Source organism: Microbacterium alcoholitolerans (assembly GCF_050408615.1).
Taxonomy (GTDB): Bacteria; Actinomycetota; Actinomycetes; order Actinomycetales; family Microbacteriaceae; genus Microbacterium.
The window spans coordinates 463986-478094 of the sequence record NZ_JBNTKD010000001.1 but is presented as its reverse complement, the minus strand read 5'-3'; the positions used below and the strand labels follow the sequence as shown (position 1 = coordinate 478094).

Annotated in this window: 16 protein-coding genes; 7 read left to right on the top strand and 9 right to left on the bottom strand. The window is 67.1% G+C overall.

All coding sequences use genetic code 11. The annotated features are described in order from the left end of the window. Positions 1 to 43: 43 nt before the first annotated feature. The gene (locus ACQUSX_RS02320) at positions 44 to 808 is read left to right on the top strand and encodes an SDR family oxidoreductase (protein WP_428905356.1); all 765 of its coding nucleotides are present in this window, start codon (positions 44 to 46) and stop codon (positions 806 to 808) included. Here ACQUSX_RS02320 and ACQUSX_RS02315 read toward each other — a convergent pair. After that, positions 798 to 1388 (bottom strand): HdeD family acid-resistance protein, encoded by a 591-nt coding sequence (locus ACQUSX_RS02315; protein ID WP_428905355.1) that lies wholly within the window; start codon positions 1386 to 1388, stop codon positions 798 to 800. The two genes, ACQUSX_RS02320 and ACQUSX_RS02315, sit on opposite strands and share 11 nt — an antisense overlap. A 26-nt stretch (positions 1389 to 1414) precedes the next feature. On the opposite strand from ACQUSX_RS02315, the gene ACQUSX_RS02310 reads away from it, so the two are divergent. The 3 genes from ACQUSX_RS02310 to ACQUSX_RS02300 are packed head-to-tail and all read left to right on the top strand — an operon-like array spanning position 1415 to position 5440. Beyond that, positions 1415 to 3814, top strand: coding sequence for an ATP-binding cassette domain-containing protein (locus ACQUSX_RS02310; RefSeq protein ID WP_428905354.1), 2400 nt, complete (start codon positions 1415 to 1417; stop codon positions 3812 to 3814). A 4-nt stretch (positions 3815 to 3818) separates the two neighbouring features. Then, positions 3819 to 4646, top strand: coding sequence for a TrmH family RNA methyltransferase (locus tag ACQUSX_RS02305; protein WP_428905353.1), 828 nt, complete (start codon positions 3819 to 3821; stop codon positions 4644 to 4646). Then, complete coding sequence (locus ACQUSX_RS02300) at positions 4643 to 5440, top strand: class I SAM-dependent methyltransferase (protein ID WP_428905352.1); 798 nt, start codon at positions 4643 to 4645, stop codon at positions 5438 to 5440. The genes ACQUSX_RS02305 and ACQUSX_RS02300 overlap by 4 nt, the downstream gene beginning before the upstream one ends. 136 nt (positions 5441 to 5576) lie before the next feature. Here ACQUSX_RS02300 and ACQUSX_RS02295 read toward each other — a convergent pair whose 3' ends face one another. Then, positions 5577 to 5999: a HEAT repeat domain-containing protein gene (locus ACQUSX_RS02295; protein ID WP_428905351.1), complete on the bottom strand. Its 423-nt coding sequence runs from the start codon at positions 5997 to 5999 to the stop codon at positions 5577 to 5579. A gap of 50 nt (positions 6000 to 6049) precedes the next feature. Here ACQUSX_RS02295 and ACQUSX_RS02290 point away from each other — a divergent pair, with 50 nt between their 5' ends. Then, positions 6050 to 6550, top strand: a complete 501-nt coding sequence (locus ACQUSX_RS02290; RefSeq protein WP_428905350.1) for a hypothetical protein — start codon at positions 6050 to 6052, stop codon at positions 6548 to 6550. Continuing rightward, the gene (locus tag ACQUSX_RS02285; protein WP_428929945.1) at positions 6547 to 7056 is read left to right on the top strand and encodes a GrpB family protein; all 510 of its coding nucleotides are present in this window, start codon (positions 6547 to 6549) and stop codon (positions 7054 to 7056) included. The genes ACQUSX_RS02290 and ACQUSX_RS02285 overlap by 4 nt, the downstream gene beginning before the upstream one ends. A gap of 27 nt (positions 7057 to 7083) precedes the next feature. Here the strand turns inward: ACQUSX_RS02285 and ACQUSX_RS02280 are convergent, their stop codons facing one another. After that, positions 7084 to 7698: a glyoxalase gene (locus ACQUSX_RS02280; RefSeq protein WP_428905348.1), complete on the bottom strand. Its 615-nt coding sequence runs from the start codon at positions 7696 to 7698 to the stop codon at positions 7084 to 7086. Positions 7699 to 7792: 94 nt separating this feature from the next. On the opposite strand from ACQUSX_RS02280, the gene ACQUSX_RS02275 reads away from it, so the two are divergent. Continuing rightward, positions 7793 to 9121: an MFS transporter gene (locus ACQUSX_RS02275; RefSeq protein ID WP_428905347.1), complete on the top strand. Its 1329-nt coding sequence runs from the start codon at positions 7793 to 7795 to the stop codon at positions 9119 to 9121. 4 nt (positions 9122 to 9125) lie between these two features. On the opposite strand, the gene ACQUSX_RS02270 is transcribed toward ACQUSX_RS02275, so the two are convergent. The 6 genes from ACQUSX_RS02270 to ACQUSX_RS02245 form a co-directional block, all read right to left on the bottom strand. Next, entirely contained in the window at positions 9126 to 9869 is a 744-nt protein-coding gene (locus ACQUSX_RS02270; RefSeq protein WP_428905346.1) for a formylglycine-generating enzyme family protein, read from the bottom strand. Between the two features lie 2 nt (positions 9870 to 9871). After that, positions 9872 to 10213, bottom strand: coding sequence for a YczE/YyaS/YitT family protein (locus tag ACQUSX_RS02265; protein ID WP_428905345.1), 342 nt, complete (start codon positions 10211 to 10213; stop codon positions 9872 to 9874). Between the two features lie 29 nt (positions 10214 to 10242). Beyond that, on the bottom strand, positions 10243 to 10527 hold the full coding sequence (locus tag ACQUSX_RS02260) for a DUF6198 family protein (protein ID WP_428905344.1): 285 nt from the start codon (positions 10525 to 10527) through the stop codon (positions 10243 to 10245). After that, the gene (locus ACQUSX_RS02255; protein ID WP_428905343.1) at positions 10524 to 11279 is read right to left on the bottom strand and encodes an SGNH/GDSL hydrolase family protein; all 756 of its coding nucleotides are present in this window, start codon (positions 11277 to 11279) and stop codon (positions 10524 to 10526) included. Before ACQUSX_RS02255 ends, ACQUSX_RS02260 begins: the two co-directional genes overlap by 4 nt. A gap of 51 nt (positions 11280 to 11330) precedes the next feature. Further along, a complete protein-coding gene (locus tag ACQUSX_RS02250; protein ID WP_428905342.1) occupies positions 11331 to 12362 on the bottom strand; it encodes an LLM class flavin-dependent oxidoreductase in 1032 nt (343 codons plus the stop codon). A 63-nt stretch (positions 12363 to 12425) separates the two neighbouring features. Beyond that, positions 12426 to 14099 carry a DUF885 domain-containing protein gene (locus ACQUSX_RS02245; RefSeq protein WP_428905341.1) on the bottom strand — a complete coding sequence of 558 codons (1674 nt, stop codon included), beginning with the start codon at positions 14097 to 14099 and terminating at the stop codon, positions 12426 to 12428. Positions 14100 to 14109 lie beyond the last annotated feature (10 nt).

Below are 14109 nucleotides of genomic sequence, written 5' to 3'. Positions count from 1 at the left end.
GTGTCGCCGAACGTGCGATTCTCCGCGCCCACGAGGAGTCGAAATGACCCAGGTTCTCCCCGCCGGATCCCTCGACGGCAAGGTGGCGCTCGTCACCGGTTCGTCGCGAGGCATCGGCGCTGACACTATCCGCTACTTCGCCGAGGCCGGCGCCGACGTCGTGATCAACTTCCGCAACAAGGCGCCGCGCGCCGAGAAGCTCGCGAACGAGCTGCGCGCGCTGGGACGACGAGTGCTCGTGGTCGGCGCAGATCTCACCGACGCGGGTTCGGTGGCGGACATGTTCAGGCAGGTGCGTGAGGAGTTCGGCAAGCTCGATGTCCTCGTGCTCAACGCTTCGGGAGGCATGGAGTCCGGCATGGCCGAGGACTACGCCCTCACCCTCAACCGCGACGCGCAGGTCGGCGTGCTGCAGGCTGCCGAGCCGCTGCTCGGCGATGGCTCACGGGTGGTCTTCGTCACCAGCCATCAGGCGCACTTCATCCGGACGACGCCGACGATGCCCGAGTACGAGCCCGTCGCCAAGTCGAAGCGAGCCGGTGAGGACGCCCTGCGTGAGTTCATCCCCGCCCTGAGCGAGAAGGGCATCGGCTTCACGGTCGTATCCGGAGACATGATCGAGGGGACGATCACGGCCACGCTGCTCGAGCGCGCGAACCCCGGTGCGATCGCGGGCCGTCGCGAATCCGCCGGCAAGCTCTACAACGTCTCCGAGTTCGCAGCCGAGGTGGCGCAGGCCGCGGTCGACCCGGTGCCGGCGGACAACACGCGACTGATCGGCGACACGTCGGACTTCATCACTGAATGAACTCGGCCTCGGTTGCCGTGGTCTTCAGTGTGATCGCACGCACGATCTGCACGACGCCGAGCACGACGAGCGTGATTCCGACGATGATCCACAGCACCGCCGCGGTGTAGAGCGGGGCGAAGAAGACGACGATTCCGGCGATGATCGACAGGATTGCGTAGAGGAGCGTCCACACTCTCGAAGTCGAGTTCTTGAGCAGGCTCAGTGAGACCACGCCGTCGACGATCCAGCTGACGCCGATGAAGATCATCGTGATGATGATCAGCGCGGCTGAGCTGGCGTAGAAGTTCGCGAACATGATCACGCCGGCGACGACGTAGAGAAGACCGAGCAGGATGTGACCGACGCGCGACCAGCCGCCCTTCTCTCTGGAGAATATGGCCAGTGCGATGTAGACCAGGCCGCCGATGATGAAGTAAGCGCCGATGATGGCGACGGCGATGCCTGCGATGACCGTCGCCGACTTGCCCGGCCACACGAGCAGGATGATTCCGGCGGCGAGTGCGATGACGCCGGAGACGGTGAGGAACACGCGGACGGACTTCACGAAGCTCTTCGCTTCCGCTGGTGAGTCGGTCATGAGGAGTACCCTTTCTGAGACCTCGCATGAGGATTGGACCTCAGCGTAGCGGCCGGTGGAAGGAACGAACAGTGACCAAGGCGCATGCCGCAGACAGCCACGACATCATCCGCGTCGAGGGAGCGCGTGAGAACAACCTGAAGGACGTGAGCGTCAGCATCCCCAAGCGTCGGCTCACCGTTTTCACCGGGGTGTCCGGTTCCGGCAAGAGCTCACTGGTCTTCGACACGATCGCCGCTGAGTCGCGTCGAATGATCGATGAGACGTACAGCGCGTTCGTGCAGGGATTCATGCCGTCTGTGCCGCGTCCGGACGTCGACGTCCTCGAGGGGCTGACGACGGCGATCATCGTCGATCAGGAACGGCTCGGGGCCAACCCGCGATCGACCGTCGGCACGGTGACCGATGCGAACGCGATGCTGCGCATCCTGTTCTCGAGATTCGGGTCGCCCTACATCGGCGGCCCGACCGCCTTCTCGTTCAACATCCCGACCCAGAAGGCGAGCGGGGTGATGACGGGTCCCGGCGGCGAGAAGAAGATCGTGAAGGACGCCATCTATCTCGGCGGGATGTGCCCGCGGTGCGAGGGCAGGGGAGCGGTGTCGGACCTCGATCTGGCGCAGATCGTCGACGAGTCGAAGTCGCTGCTCGGCGGGGCGATCATGGTGCCGGGCTACACGGCGGACGGCTGGATGGTCAAACAGTTCGCCGGCTCCGGCTTCTACCCGGCCGACAAGCCGATCGAGGACTTCACCGAGAAGCAGCGTCATCTCTTCCTGTACGGCGAGGTGACGAAAGTGAAGATCAATGACATCAACATCACCTATGAGGGCCTGATCCCCAAGATCACGAAATCGATGCTGTCGAAGGATCTCGACGCCCTTCAGCCGCACATCCGCCGGTTCGTCGAGCGCGCAGCGACGTTCGCCGTCTGTCCTGAGTGCGAGGGCACGCGCCTCACCGAGGGCGCGCGCTCGTCGAAGATCGACGGCGTGAGCATCGCGGATGCGTGCCGGATGCAGATCACGGACCTCGCGACATGGGTGCGCGGCCTCGACACGCGCGGTGCTTCTCCGCTGCTCACAGCGCTCAGCGACAATCTGGATGCCTTCGTGACGCTCGGGCTCGGATACCTCAGCCTTGATCGTCCCTCAGGGACGCTGAGCGGGGGAGAGGCGCAGCGCATCAAGATGCTTCGCCACCTCGGCTCTTCGCTGACAGACGTCACGTACGTGTTCGACGAGCCGACGATCGGTCTTCACCCGCACGACATCCAGCGGATGAACGGGCTGCTGCTGCAGCTGCGCGACAAGGGGAACACGGTTCTCGTGGTGGAGCACAAGCCCGAGACGATCGCGATCGCCGACCACGTCGTCGACTTGGGCCCGGGGGCCGGCAGTGCGGGCGGTGAGATCTGCTTCGAGGGCGATCTCGCCGGTCTGCGCGTCGGCGGCACGCTCACCGGCAGACACCTCGACGACCGGGCATCCGTCAAGCCGTCGGTGCGCCCCGCGACCGGAGCGATGCAGGTGCGCGGTGCGGACGAGAACAACCTGCAGAGCGTGGATGTCGACATCCCGCTCGGGGTGCTGACGGTCGTGACCGGCGTCGCCGGCTCGGGCAAGAGCTCGCTGATCCACGGATCCGTCGCGCCGAGAGAGGGCGTGGTGTCGATCGACCAGACCGCGATCAAGGGCTCTCGCCGCAGCAACCCCGCCACCTACACCGGGATGCTCGAGCCGATCCGCAAGGCCTTCGCGAAGGTCAACGGCGTGAAGCCTGCCCTGTTCAGCGCCAACTCCGAAGGCGCGTGTCCGTCCTGCAAGGGGTCGGGTGTGATCATCACCGAACTCGGATTCATGGACACCGTCGAGACCCCGTGCGAGGACTGCGGCGGCAAGCGGTTCCAATCTGCTGTGCTGGAGTACAAACTCGGCGGCAAGGACATCGTCGAGGTCTTCGACATGCCGGTGCGCGAGGCGCAGGAGTTCTTCGCCGGGGGAGAGGCGAAGATCCCGGCCGTGGGGAAGATGCTCGACCGGATGGCTGACGTCGGGCTGGGGTATCTCACACTCGGGCAGCCGCTGTCGACCCTGTCCGGCGGTGAGCGGCAGCGCATCAAGCTCGCCATCCAGATGGCCGAGGGCGGCGAGGTCTACGTGCTCGATGAGCCGACCACCGGTCTGCACCTGGCGGATGTCGAGAACCTGCTCGGGCTGCTCGATCGTCTGGTCGACTCCGGCAAGAGCGTGGTCGTCATCGAGCACCATCAGGCGGTGATGGCGCACGCCGACTGGATCATCGATCTCGGTCCCGGAGCGGGCCACGACGGCGGCAGGGTCGTCTTCGAGGGAACGCCGGCGGAGCTGATCGCCGAGAAGTCGACGCTGACGGGCCAGCACCTCGCCGAGTACGTGGGATCCTGAGCGGGTGACTCTGAAGATCTCCACCCGCAATGCACGGTTTCAGCTGATCGAGGCGCTGCTGAACAACCGCAATCGTCGGCTGCGGGAGAAGCGCTTCATCGTGCAGGGCGTGCGTCCGATCAGCCAGGCGATCGCGCATGACTGGATGATCGAGACGGCTCTCTTCGACGCGCAGCGGAAGCTCTCGCCCTGGGCGAGGGATGCGGTGGCGCGGGCATCCGAGGGAATAGCGATGAGCCCCGAGCTGCTTGCCGAGCTCTCCGGAAAGGAGGAGGGCGGCGCCGAGGTGATCGTGATCGTGCGGATGCCGGAGGACGACCTCGCCCGCATCCCGGAGCGGGCGGACTTTCTCGGCATGGTGTTCGACCGCCCCACTCAGCCCGGCAACATCGGCGCGATCGTGCGCTCCCTCGATGCCTTCGGCGGGGATGGCCTGGTGGTGTCAGGGCATGCGGCCGATCCGTACGACCCGAAATCGGTGCGGTCGTCGACGGGTTCGCTGTTCGCGACGCCGGTCGTCCGCGCCGCATCGCAGGGTCCGGTGACGGACTGGGTCGCGCAGATGCGGGCCGGCGGGATTCCGGTGACGACGGTCGCGACGGATGAGCACGGGGATATGGATGTGTGGGACTACGACTTCACGCAGCCGACGCTGGTGCTGATCGGCAATGAGACGGTGGGCCTGTCACGTGGGTGGCGTGACGCTGCAGATGTGACGGTGCGCGTGCCGATGACCGGCTCGGCGAGCTCGCTGAACGCCTCGAACGCCGCCACGCTCATGCTCTACGAGGCCGCGCGGCAGCGGGCGCGGCGGACGGCGTCGCAGCGATGACGCGTGATCAGGATGCCATCGACGAGCGCATCCAGGCGTACTACGGCGTGCAGTTCGATGAGAGCGTCCGCCTGACGACCCGTTCGGCGCAGGGGCCGCTGGAATTCCAGCGCACGCAGGAGCTGATCCGTCGGCATGTGCCGCCCGGGCGTGTGCTCGACATCGGCGGCGGTTCCGGGATCCATGCGAACGCGCTGCAGGATGCCGGATACGAGGTCGAGCTGATCGACTCCGTCGCCCGCCACGTGCGGTCGGCGGGGGAGAACGGCCTGACCGCGAGAGTGGCGGATGCCCGTGACCTGCCGTACGAGGCCGATTCTTTCGACGCGGCGCTGCTGCTCGGCCCGCTGTACCACCTCGCGAGTCTGCAGGATCGCCTCACGACCCTGCGCGAAGCTGCGCGCGTGGTCCGGCCCGGCGGGGTGGTGCTTGCGGCCGGATTATCACGATATATCGCGTTCGGGAACGTGTCGCTCGCCAAGGATTCGATTCCTTCGCCGATTCCGAGCGAGTGGGCCGCGTTGATCACCGAAGGCACGCCCGGACCGGGCCTGCGGTTTCCCGCCGGACACTTCCACACGGCGGAAGGATTGAAGTCGGAGTGCGAAGCGGCCGGCCTGGACGTCATCGACGTGGTCGGCGTGGAGGGCCCGGCCGGACTGTTCCTTGAAATCGCTGGCGCCGTGAGCGATGAGATCCGGGATGCGGCGCTGGTGCTCGCACGGGCGGCTTCGTCCGTTCCGGGAATACGGGATCAGAGCGCGCACCTGCTGGCTATCAGTGCAGTTCACTGACGTGCGACTGCGGAGCGGCTTGGCCGGGAGAACGCCGATAATGCACATTATGTCAGATCAACACGGATGAGATGAGCCGGTGCTCGCGTCCACCTCTCCCCGCGATCCCGCGCACAGATCGTCGTGCGCGCGGTGGTCAGCGATCACCAGGTGGCACGCCGAGCGCACGACGAGTCTGCACGCGGACGCGCTCATGGGGATCCTCGAGCAGAGCGATGACACGCCGCTCCGGATCATCCAGTTCATGTCGTGTGATCACCTTCAGCGCCGTCTCGCGAACCCGCCACGATTCGTCGCGCAGCGCCTTGAGCACAACTTCCGGATGCATGGGAGGGCCGATGTGCAGCAGCCCGCGCACGCCCCACACGCGACTCCAGTACGCCGGCCATCCGATCGTGCCGCCCAGCCAGACGATGTCGGGATACCGTGGATCATCGTCGACTGCGTCTCCTCGCAGCAGTGCCTCGCACCACTCGACGACAACATCCCGACCGAACAGCTCCACGGCGTTCCGTGCGTTGCCCGCCGGTCCCAGGCGGCGGTCGGGCACGCGGTCCATGACTCGACCGTAGCGCGCGGCGGGGACGCCGCAACAGGCATCATTGACGGGTGAGCCTTGATGACCGACCGACCGAGAGATCGTACGTCCGCGTCCAGGCGCGCTACCGCGGGCGCCTCGGCGTCGAAGTCGGCATCTTCGTCGCCGTCGACCATCTGCGGCGAGCTGGCATCCTCTCCCCCGATGAGGAAGCGCAGTACTTCGACATCGACGACTGGTTCCGCGCGCAGCTGCCGAACCCGCCCTTCTACGACGACGGCAACTCCGTTGGCGCCATTACGTGGTTCAAGTCCCCTCTCCCCCGCGAGATGTCCGAACGCGTCGAGACCATGTGCGCGATCCTGGCGGCGCACGACGTCGCCTACGACGTCGTCGGCTCGGATGCCCCGGGTGAGCAGATCTACGAGGACGATTTCCAGGTCGGCGATGTCGCGAGGGTGCGAGACGATCCGTCTCCGATGCCCGAAGGACTCGAGTTCAGCCCGACGAGCGCCGGTTCGAAGAGACAGTTCGCGCAGGAGACGACGAGGGCGTCTGCGACACTCGGATGATGGCATCCGACGAACGCGTGACCTTGGTCTCCAGTGAGCACGAGCACTGGACCCGTTTGGCGGCCCGCATGGCGACGCTCATCTCTGAGCATCTCGGCCCGGTAGCCGTAGAGCACATCGGGTCTACCGCGGTGCCCGGGATACCGGCAAAGCCCGTCGTCGATCTCGCCGTCGGTGTGCCGGCGGAACGGGTCCTGCGATCCGCGAAGAAGCTGGCAAGCTGCGGATTCGACCTCGAGGGCGAGCGACCGGGCCACGCGTGGCTCAGCTACCCCGACCGCTCGGCGCGGTCGTTCGTCATCCACGTGTTTGATGTGCAGGGAGCAGAATGGGGCAGGCGGCTGCGCTTTCGCGACATACTCATCGCCGAGGATCGGCAGCGCCCCAAGTACCTTGCCGTGAAGCATCAGGCGGCTGCTGTCGCCGAGGGGTGGGGCGAATACACCCGAGCGAAGGCCGCTGTGGTGGCTGAGATTCTCGGCGACAGCGCACATCCTGAAGGCTGAACGCTGCGGGATCGGTACCTGGCGGAGTCAGCCGACTCGGGTGGCGAACACGTAGCCGTCCGGGTCGGTGAGATCGGTGTCGCCGACGGCGATCACCCGGTGGGAGCCGCTGCCCGTGGCATCCGACAGCCCCACCTGCTTGGCGAGCCCCGCCCGCTTGTAAAGGGCCAGCGTGACCTGACCGGTGCGGAACTCGGCGTACGTTCCGCCGAAGCTCTTGGCGACGGCCGCGCCGTGCTGCTCGTAGAACCGCTTGCTCGCCTTGACGTCGGCCACACCGAGCAGCAGGACCATGCTGATGATCTCGCCGGTGGCCGGGCCGGTGTTCTTCTTGCTCTCACTCGAGATCTGCCACACCGTGCCCTCCGGAGCCCGCAGTGAGCCGCCGTAACCCCAGATGCCCTTCGAGACAGGCTTCAGCACCTCGGCGCCACCGGCGATGGCCCGGTCGAACAGCGCGTCCACATCGGCAGGCTGCGTGAGAACCAGCGATGGCGCGAACCCGCGGAATCCGGAACTCGACGACGGCGCGACCACGACCGAAACGCGGTCGGCCAGCCCGAACGAGTCACGGTAGAACCGCTCGGCGGATTCGGCCTGATCGGCGTCTTCTACTTCGAGAGTGATGTTGTTGATCTCCATACGTCGAGGCTAGAGCGCTGTTTCAGGGCATCCTTCTCGATTCCTGATCGATCGGCGGACGACGACCTCATCGGCCGACGACTAGCCTGGAAGAGTGACTGCTGCTCCCCCACTCCGCACGACTCCGGGGTGGCGCGCGTGGCTGGTCTGGGGCGTCGCCGTCGCCGCGTATGTGCTCGCGATCGCGAATCGCACGTCCCTTGGTGCGGTCGGGGTGGATGCCGCAGAGCGATTCCAGGCGGATGCCGCGACGCTGTCGCTCTTCGCCGTCGTGCAGTTGGCGGTCTACGGCGGCATGCAGATGCCGATCGGCGTGCTGCTGGATCGGTACGGGTCGCGTCCGATCATGGTGATCGGGATGCTGCTGATGGCCGCCGGTCAGTTCGTGATGGCCGTCTCACCGAGCATCGGCGTCGCCCTCGTGGCCCGCGTGCTGCTCGGAGCGGGCGACGCGGCGATCTTCCCCGCGGTGCTCCGCCTCGTGGCGACCTGGTTCCCCGCACAGCGGGGACCGGTGATGGTGCAGCTGACGGGGCTCGTCGGGCAGACCGGCCAGCTCGTCGCACTCCTGCCCCTCGCGGCGCTGCTGCACTCCACGACCTGGACGATCACGTTCGGCAGCATCGCCGGGCTCGGTCTGCTCTTCGCGGTGCTGGTGTGGATTCTGGTCCGCAACCATCCACCCGAGCAGCCGGCTGACATCACCGTCAACACCGAGACCGGCGCGATCCGGGTGGTCACATCAGCCATCGACACCGGCGTCGGCATCCGCGCTGCGTGGGCTCATCCGGGCACGCGGCTGGCCTTCTGGTCGCACTTCACGACGCCGTTCGCCGCCAACGCGTTCCTCCTGCTCTGGGGCATGCCATACCTCACCGCCGGCGAAGGGCTCTCAGCGGCCGCCGCCGCCGGGCTGCTGTCGCTGAACGTCGTCGTCGCCATGACACTCGGCCCGATCCTCGGGACGCTCTCGCGTCGCATCCCGACCCGACGCTCACTCGCCCTTGTGCTGCCGAGCATCGGGATCCAGGTCGCGGCCTGGCTCGTCGTCATCTTCTGGCCGGGCCCCGCGCCACTGTGGCTGCTGGCTGCACTCGTGATCAGTCTGGCGGCGGGCGGACCGGCATCCATGATCGCGTTCGACCACGCCCGCACGCACAATCCCGCACATCGACTCAGCACCGCGACCGGCGTGACGAACTCGGGCGGGTTCCTGGCTTCGCTGATCGCGATTTTCCTGATCGGCCTGGCACTCGATCTGCAGGGCGCCGGCACGCCAGAGACATACTCTCTCGAGACGTTCCGCTGGGCGTTTCTCACCCAGCTGCCGCTGTGGGTCCTCGGCACGGCGTTCCTCGTCCACGAGCGCAAGAGCACTCGCATCCGAATGGGACTCGCTCCAGAGCGACGCCGCCACCGCTGACGAGTCAGCGTCGGGGCGTCCATCCGATCGGTCGCGCTCCCCCGCGTCCGCCGCGCTCGACGTCCGCTCGCGCGGACCAACCCTGCGCGGCATCCACCGCATCGAAGCCGCCGCGCGCAAGACGCATGCCGACGTCATCGTGGTGCATGCGCGGCGCACCGCCCCGACGCACCGACGCCCTCACACTCCACGTGTCATCCGCGAAGCCTCCGCCGCGGAACACGCGGTAGTCGTCGTAGCGTTCGGGGTCGAGGAAGTCCCAGCACCATTCCCACACGTTGCCGAGGGTGTCGAACAGGCCGTTCAGATTGGGCATCTTGAGACCGACGTCCTGCGGCGCGCTCACGCCGTCGAGCGAGGTCCAGGCGACCTCGGCCAGCGGACCGTAGTGCGGTCCGCTCGAGCCGGCGCGGCAGGCGTACTCCCACTCCGCCTCGGTCGGCAGACGATACCCGTCGCTGTCGACGTGCCAGGTGACCTCCTCGCCGTCGAACGCGTAGGCGGGATCGAGCCCCTCCCATTCCGACGCGGCATTGCAGAACCGCACCGCCCGCAGCCAGCTGAGATCGCGCGCAGGACGACGCGGATGCTGCGATGGCACACCCAGCACCTCGGCGAACTGCTCTTCGGTCACCGCGAACACGCCGACCTCGAACGGCTCCAGATCGACCGTGCGGTGAGTGTTGCGGCGCGCATCGTGCAGCGTCACGGTCCCCGCCGGCATCGCTTTCAACTCCCACAGATCCATGCTCACTCCGTCACAGGCACGGGCCCGGTGCGCGGCGGATCCGATCCGCGCACGGGGTCCTCTCCCCCGGCGACGCGCACAGCGAAGACGCGCATGAAGAACTGGCACATCGGTCCGACCAGCAGGGCGAAGGCCACGGTGCCGACGCCGACGTTGCCGCCGAGCGCCCAGCCAACGGCGACCACCGTGACCTCGAGCGCGGTGCGGACGATCCAGATCGGCCATCCCAACCGCTCGCGCAGGCCCGTCATCAGCCCGTCGCGGGGTCCGGGACCGAAGTGCGCACCGATGTACAGACCCGTGGCCGCAGCGAGCACGGTGAGTCCGACCGCGAAGGACAGCACGCGCAGCCACAGCTGATCCGCTTCGGGGATCAGCAGGAACCCGACGGACCGACTCCGAGTGCGTTCACGACCGTGCCGAAGCCGAGCTTCTGCTTGATCGGAATCCACAGCAGCAGCACGACGATGCTCACCAGGATCGTGACCGTGCCGAATGACAGCGGCACGTGTCTCGTGATGCCCTGTGTGAGCACGTCCCAGGGTGCGGCGCCGATGGCGCCCCGGACCATGAAAGCGATGCCTACGCCATAGAGGAACACGCCGATGAAAAGCTGCGCGAAACGCCGAGGCAGGCGTCGCCCGCTGAAGCGGCTCATTGCGGCATCAGTTCAGTCCACTCGGCGTACTTCGCGGTGCGGCCGTCGCCCGACGACGTGCGCGTGACGCGCCGCCTGATCCACGGGCCGACGAACTGACGGTAGTACGCGAGGCCGGCCGGACCTCCAGGGAACTCGGTGGTCGGCGACCACCACTCCGCCGGCGGCTCGGCACCGAGGGCGTGCAGCACGCGAGCGGCGACGCGATGATGCCCGTTTGCGTTCATGTGCAGGCGATCCTGCGACCAGTAGCGCGGCCGCGACAGCTCGGTGTCCGGCCAGTTCCACGCCCGGATGATGTCAGAGCGGTCTTCGATGCGGTGCTCGACGGCCGCGGAGAGCAGATCGCCGCGCTTCTGGAACACGTCTCCCAGCGGCAGCTGTGCACTGGGGTTGGCGCCGGAGAGCACGATCAGTCGAACGCCGCTCTCATCGCAGCGCCGCAGCACGCGTGAGAACGCGTCGGCGATGTGCTCGATGTCGGCATTCGGGCGCAGGATGTCGTTGCCGCCGCCGTTGAACGACAGATGCGTGGGTTCGAGCGCCAGGGCGCGCTCCAGCTGCTCGTCGACGATCGGCCAGACCAGACGCCCACGGATCGCGAGGTTGGCGTACTGCACCGGCTCACCCGTGGCATCCGCCCACCCCTGCGCGGCCAGATCGGCCCAGCCGCGCACCGTGCCGTCTGGAAGCTCGTCCCCGACACCCTCGGTGAAGGAGTCCCCGATCGCCACGAATCGCACTGCTGCCATCGTCCCAGCCTATTGCCGGATGCGGAGGGCGGCTGCCCGCCGTCGGCGTGCTCAGCCGTCGGCCAGCAGTTGCTTCACACGTGGGATGACCTCGGTTCCGTAAAGCTCGATGCTGCGCATCATCGCCTCGTGCGTGAGGGTTCCGGTGGCGTACTTCATGTCGAAGCGCCCGATGCCGAGGGTGCGGATCGTGTCGGCGATCTTCGCGGCGACACGCTCTGGGGACCCGCTGTAGATCGCGCCAGCCGGCCCGACGTCATTCTGGAAGCGCGCCCGGCTGTATGCCGGCCAGCCGCGCTCGCGACCGATCGTGTTGTTCATCGCTTCGAAGCCTGGATATGCCGTCTCCCAGGCCTCTTCATCGGTGTCGGCGATGTGGCCGGGAGAGTGCACCGCGATGGGATTCGTCGGGGTTCCGAAGCTCTGCACCGACCTGTGGTACAGGTCGACGAACGGGCGGAAGCGACCGGCGGGTCCGCCGATGATGGCGAGCATCAGGCCGACGCCGTGGCGCGCCACCCGCACGACAGACTCCGGGCTCCCACCCACGCCGACCCACGCGCGCATGCCGTTCTCGGTCTTCGGGAACACATCGGCATCGGTGAGCGAGGAACGCATGGTCCCGGACCAGGTGACCGGCTTCTCTTTGAGGAGTTCGACCAGCAGATCGAGCTTCTCCTCGAAGAGGGCTTCGTAGTCGCGCAGATCGTAGCCGAACAGCGGGAAGGACTCTATGAAAGAGCCACGCCCGAGCACGACCTCCGCACGGCCGTTCGAAACGGCGTCAAGCGTCGCGAAGCGCTCGAACACCCGCACCGGGTCATCGGACGACAGCACTGTAACCGCTGTGCCGAGTCGGATGCTCTCGGTGCGCGACGCGATGGCCGCCAGCACCATCTCTGGTGCGGAGACGGCGAACTCAGGGCGGTGGTGCTCCCCCACGCCGAAGAAGTCCACGCCGACGCGATCGGCGAGCTCCGCCTGCGCGACGACGTTGCGGATCGTCTGGGCGTGGCTGAGCAGCTCGCCGTCTGCGCCGCGAGTGACGTCCCCGAAGGTGTCGAGTCCGAATTCGATGGTCATGCCGTTCCTTTCGTATGCACATGCATGAACCATTCCGGCGTCGGGGGAATTCCCCGCGTGCGATCAGCGGAGGAAGACGCTGCGCAGGGTGTCGAGACCGACGCCGCCGATGTCGAGGGCGCGCTTGTGGAAGTCCTTGAAGCTGAAGTCGGTGCCCTGCTGCTCGCGCACCGCGTCTCGCACCTGCTCCCAGATCCGCTGGCCGACCTTGTACGACGGCGCCTGCCCGGGCCAGCCGAGATACCGGTTGACTTCGAACTGTCGGAACTCGTCGGGCATGTTGACGTTGCGGCGCATCTGTTCGAGTGCGTAGTCATGATCCCAGATGCCGTCGCCCTCGAGCGTCGGCTTCCTCAGGTGCACACCGATGTCGAGCACGACACGCAGGGCGCGCATCCGCTGACCGTCCAGCATGCCGAGCCTGTCGGCGGGGTCGTCGAGGTAGCCCAGCTGCTCCATCAGACGCTCCGCGTACAGCGCCCAGCCCTCGGCGTGGCCGGATGTGCCGGCGAGCACGCGCCGCCAGGTGTTCAGCTCGCCGCGGTTGTACGTCGCCTGGGCGATCTGCAGATGGTGGCCGGGAACGCCCTCGTGGTACACGGTCGTCAGCTCTCGCCAGGTGTCGAACTCGGTGACGCCTTCCGGCACGGACCACCACATGCGACCGGGACGCGAGAAGTCGTCCGTCGGCCCGGTGTAGTAGATGCCGCCCTCTTGCGTGGGGGCGATCATGCACTCCAGCTCGCGCATCTGCTCAGGAATGTCGAAGTGCGAGGCACCGAGTTCGGCGATGGCGCGGTCGCTGGTCTCCTGCATCCACTTCTGCAGCGCCTCAGTGCCGTGCAGCTTCCGGGCGGAGTCGGCCTCGAGATGTGCGACGGCCTCTTCGACCGTGGCACCGGGCAGGACCTCGTCGGCGATCGACTCCTGCTCGGCGATCATGCGCTGCAGTTCCTCGCGACCCCACTCATAGGTCTCGTCGAGATCGATCGTCGCACCGAGGAAGCGACGGGAGTTGAGGGCATAGAGCTCGCGGCCGACGGCGTCCTCCTCGCCGGCGACCGGCGCGAGTTCGTTCGTGAGGAAGTCGCCGAGCGCGTCGTACGCGACGCGCGCGGCGCCGGCGTGGTCCGCGAGGTCGCGTGCAAGGGATGCTGGCAGCTGCCCCTCTGCGGGAGCAGCCCCTGCGACGAACGAGGCGAAGAATCCGTCGTCGGCGGTGTAGCGGACGATCTGAGTCGCGACCTCGCGCACCTGACGGCGTGCCGGCACGACACCGTGGCGGATGCCCTCGCGCAGCGTCTCGGTGTAGCCCCTGAGTGCCGTCGGCACGGCCGACAGACGTTCGGAGACGACCGACCAGTCCTCGGCCGTCTGCGTGGGCATGAGGTCGAACGCCTGACGGAAGTCCTGGGCGGCCGAGGCGATCACGTTCAGATCCCGCAGGTGCCACTTCGCGTCATGCAGCTCCGACTGGAGTCGCAGCTCGGCGGACAGGTCGGCCTTGGTGACCTCATCGACGCTGTCCACCGGCTCGAGCGCATCCAGCTTCGCGAGGGCGTCACGGGCCGCGGTGACCGCGCGCTCGTGCCCTTCGGGGCTCACGTCGTCCAGTCGGGCGTTCGCCTCGTTGCGACCGATATAGGTCGCGAGGACGGGCGACAGCTCGACCAGCGTGTCGACCCAGTCCTCGGCGACCCGGTCGATGGCGGACGGAGTGCGAGGCTCAGCAGTCATGAATTCGAGC

What these genes read in the sequence shown, in the direction of transcription:
- ACQUSX_RS02285 (WP_428929945.1), top strand. Translation starts at nt 6,547, where the DNA reads ATGATGGCATCCGACGAACGCGTGACCTTGGTCTCCAGTGAGCACGAG.
- ACQUSX_RS02270 (WP_428905346.1), bottom strand. Translation starts at nt 9,869, where the DNA reads ATGGATCTGTGGGAGTTGAAAGCGATGCCGGCGGGGACCGTGACGCTG.
- ACQUSX_RS02255 (WP_428905343.1), bottom strand. Translation starts at nt 11,279, where the DNA reads ATGGCAGCAGTGCGATTCGTGGCGATCGGGGACTCCTTCACCGAGGGT.
- ACQUSX_RS02250 (WP_428905342.1), bottom strand. Translation starts at nt 12,362, where the DNA reads ATGACCATCGAATTCGGACTCGACACCTTCGGGGACGTCACTCGCGGC.
- ACQUSX_RS02260 (WP_428905344.1), bottom strand. Translation starts at nt 10,527, where the DNA reads ATGAGCCGCTTCAGCGGGCGACGCCTGCCTCGGCGTTTCGCGCAGCTT.
- ACQUSX_RS02245 (WP_428905341.1), bottom strand. Translation starts at nt 14,099, where the DNA reads ATGACTGCTGAGCCTCGCACTCCGTCCGCCATCGACCGGGTCGCCGAG.
- ACQUSX_RS02295 (WP_428905351.1), bottom strand. Translation starts at nt 5,999, where the DNA reads ATGGACCGCGTGCCCGACCGCCGCCTGGGACCGGCGGGCAACGCACGG.
- ACQUSX_RS02280 (WP_428905348.1), bottom strand. Translation starts at nt 7,698, where the DNA reads ATGGAGATCAACAACATCACTCTCGAAGTAGAAGACGCCGATCAGGCC.
- ACQUSX_RS02320 (WP_428905356.1), top strand. Translation starts at nt 44, where the DNA reads ATGACCCAGGTTCTCCCCGCCGGATCCCTCGACGGCAAGGTGGCGCTC.
- ACQUSX_RS02315 (WP_428905355.1), bottom strand. Translation starts at nt 1,388, where the DNA reads ATGACCGACTCACCAGCGGAAGCGAAGAGCTTCGTGAAGTCCGTCCGC.
- ACQUSX_RS02310 (WP_428905354.1), top strand. Translation starts at nt 1,415, where the DNA reads ATGAGGATTGGACCTCAGCGTAGCGGCCGGTGGAAGGAACGAACAGTG.
- ACQUSX_RS02300 (WP_428905352.1), top strand. Translation starts at nt 4,643, where the DNA reads ATGACGCGTGATCAGGATGCCATCGACGAGCGCATCCAGGCGTACTAC.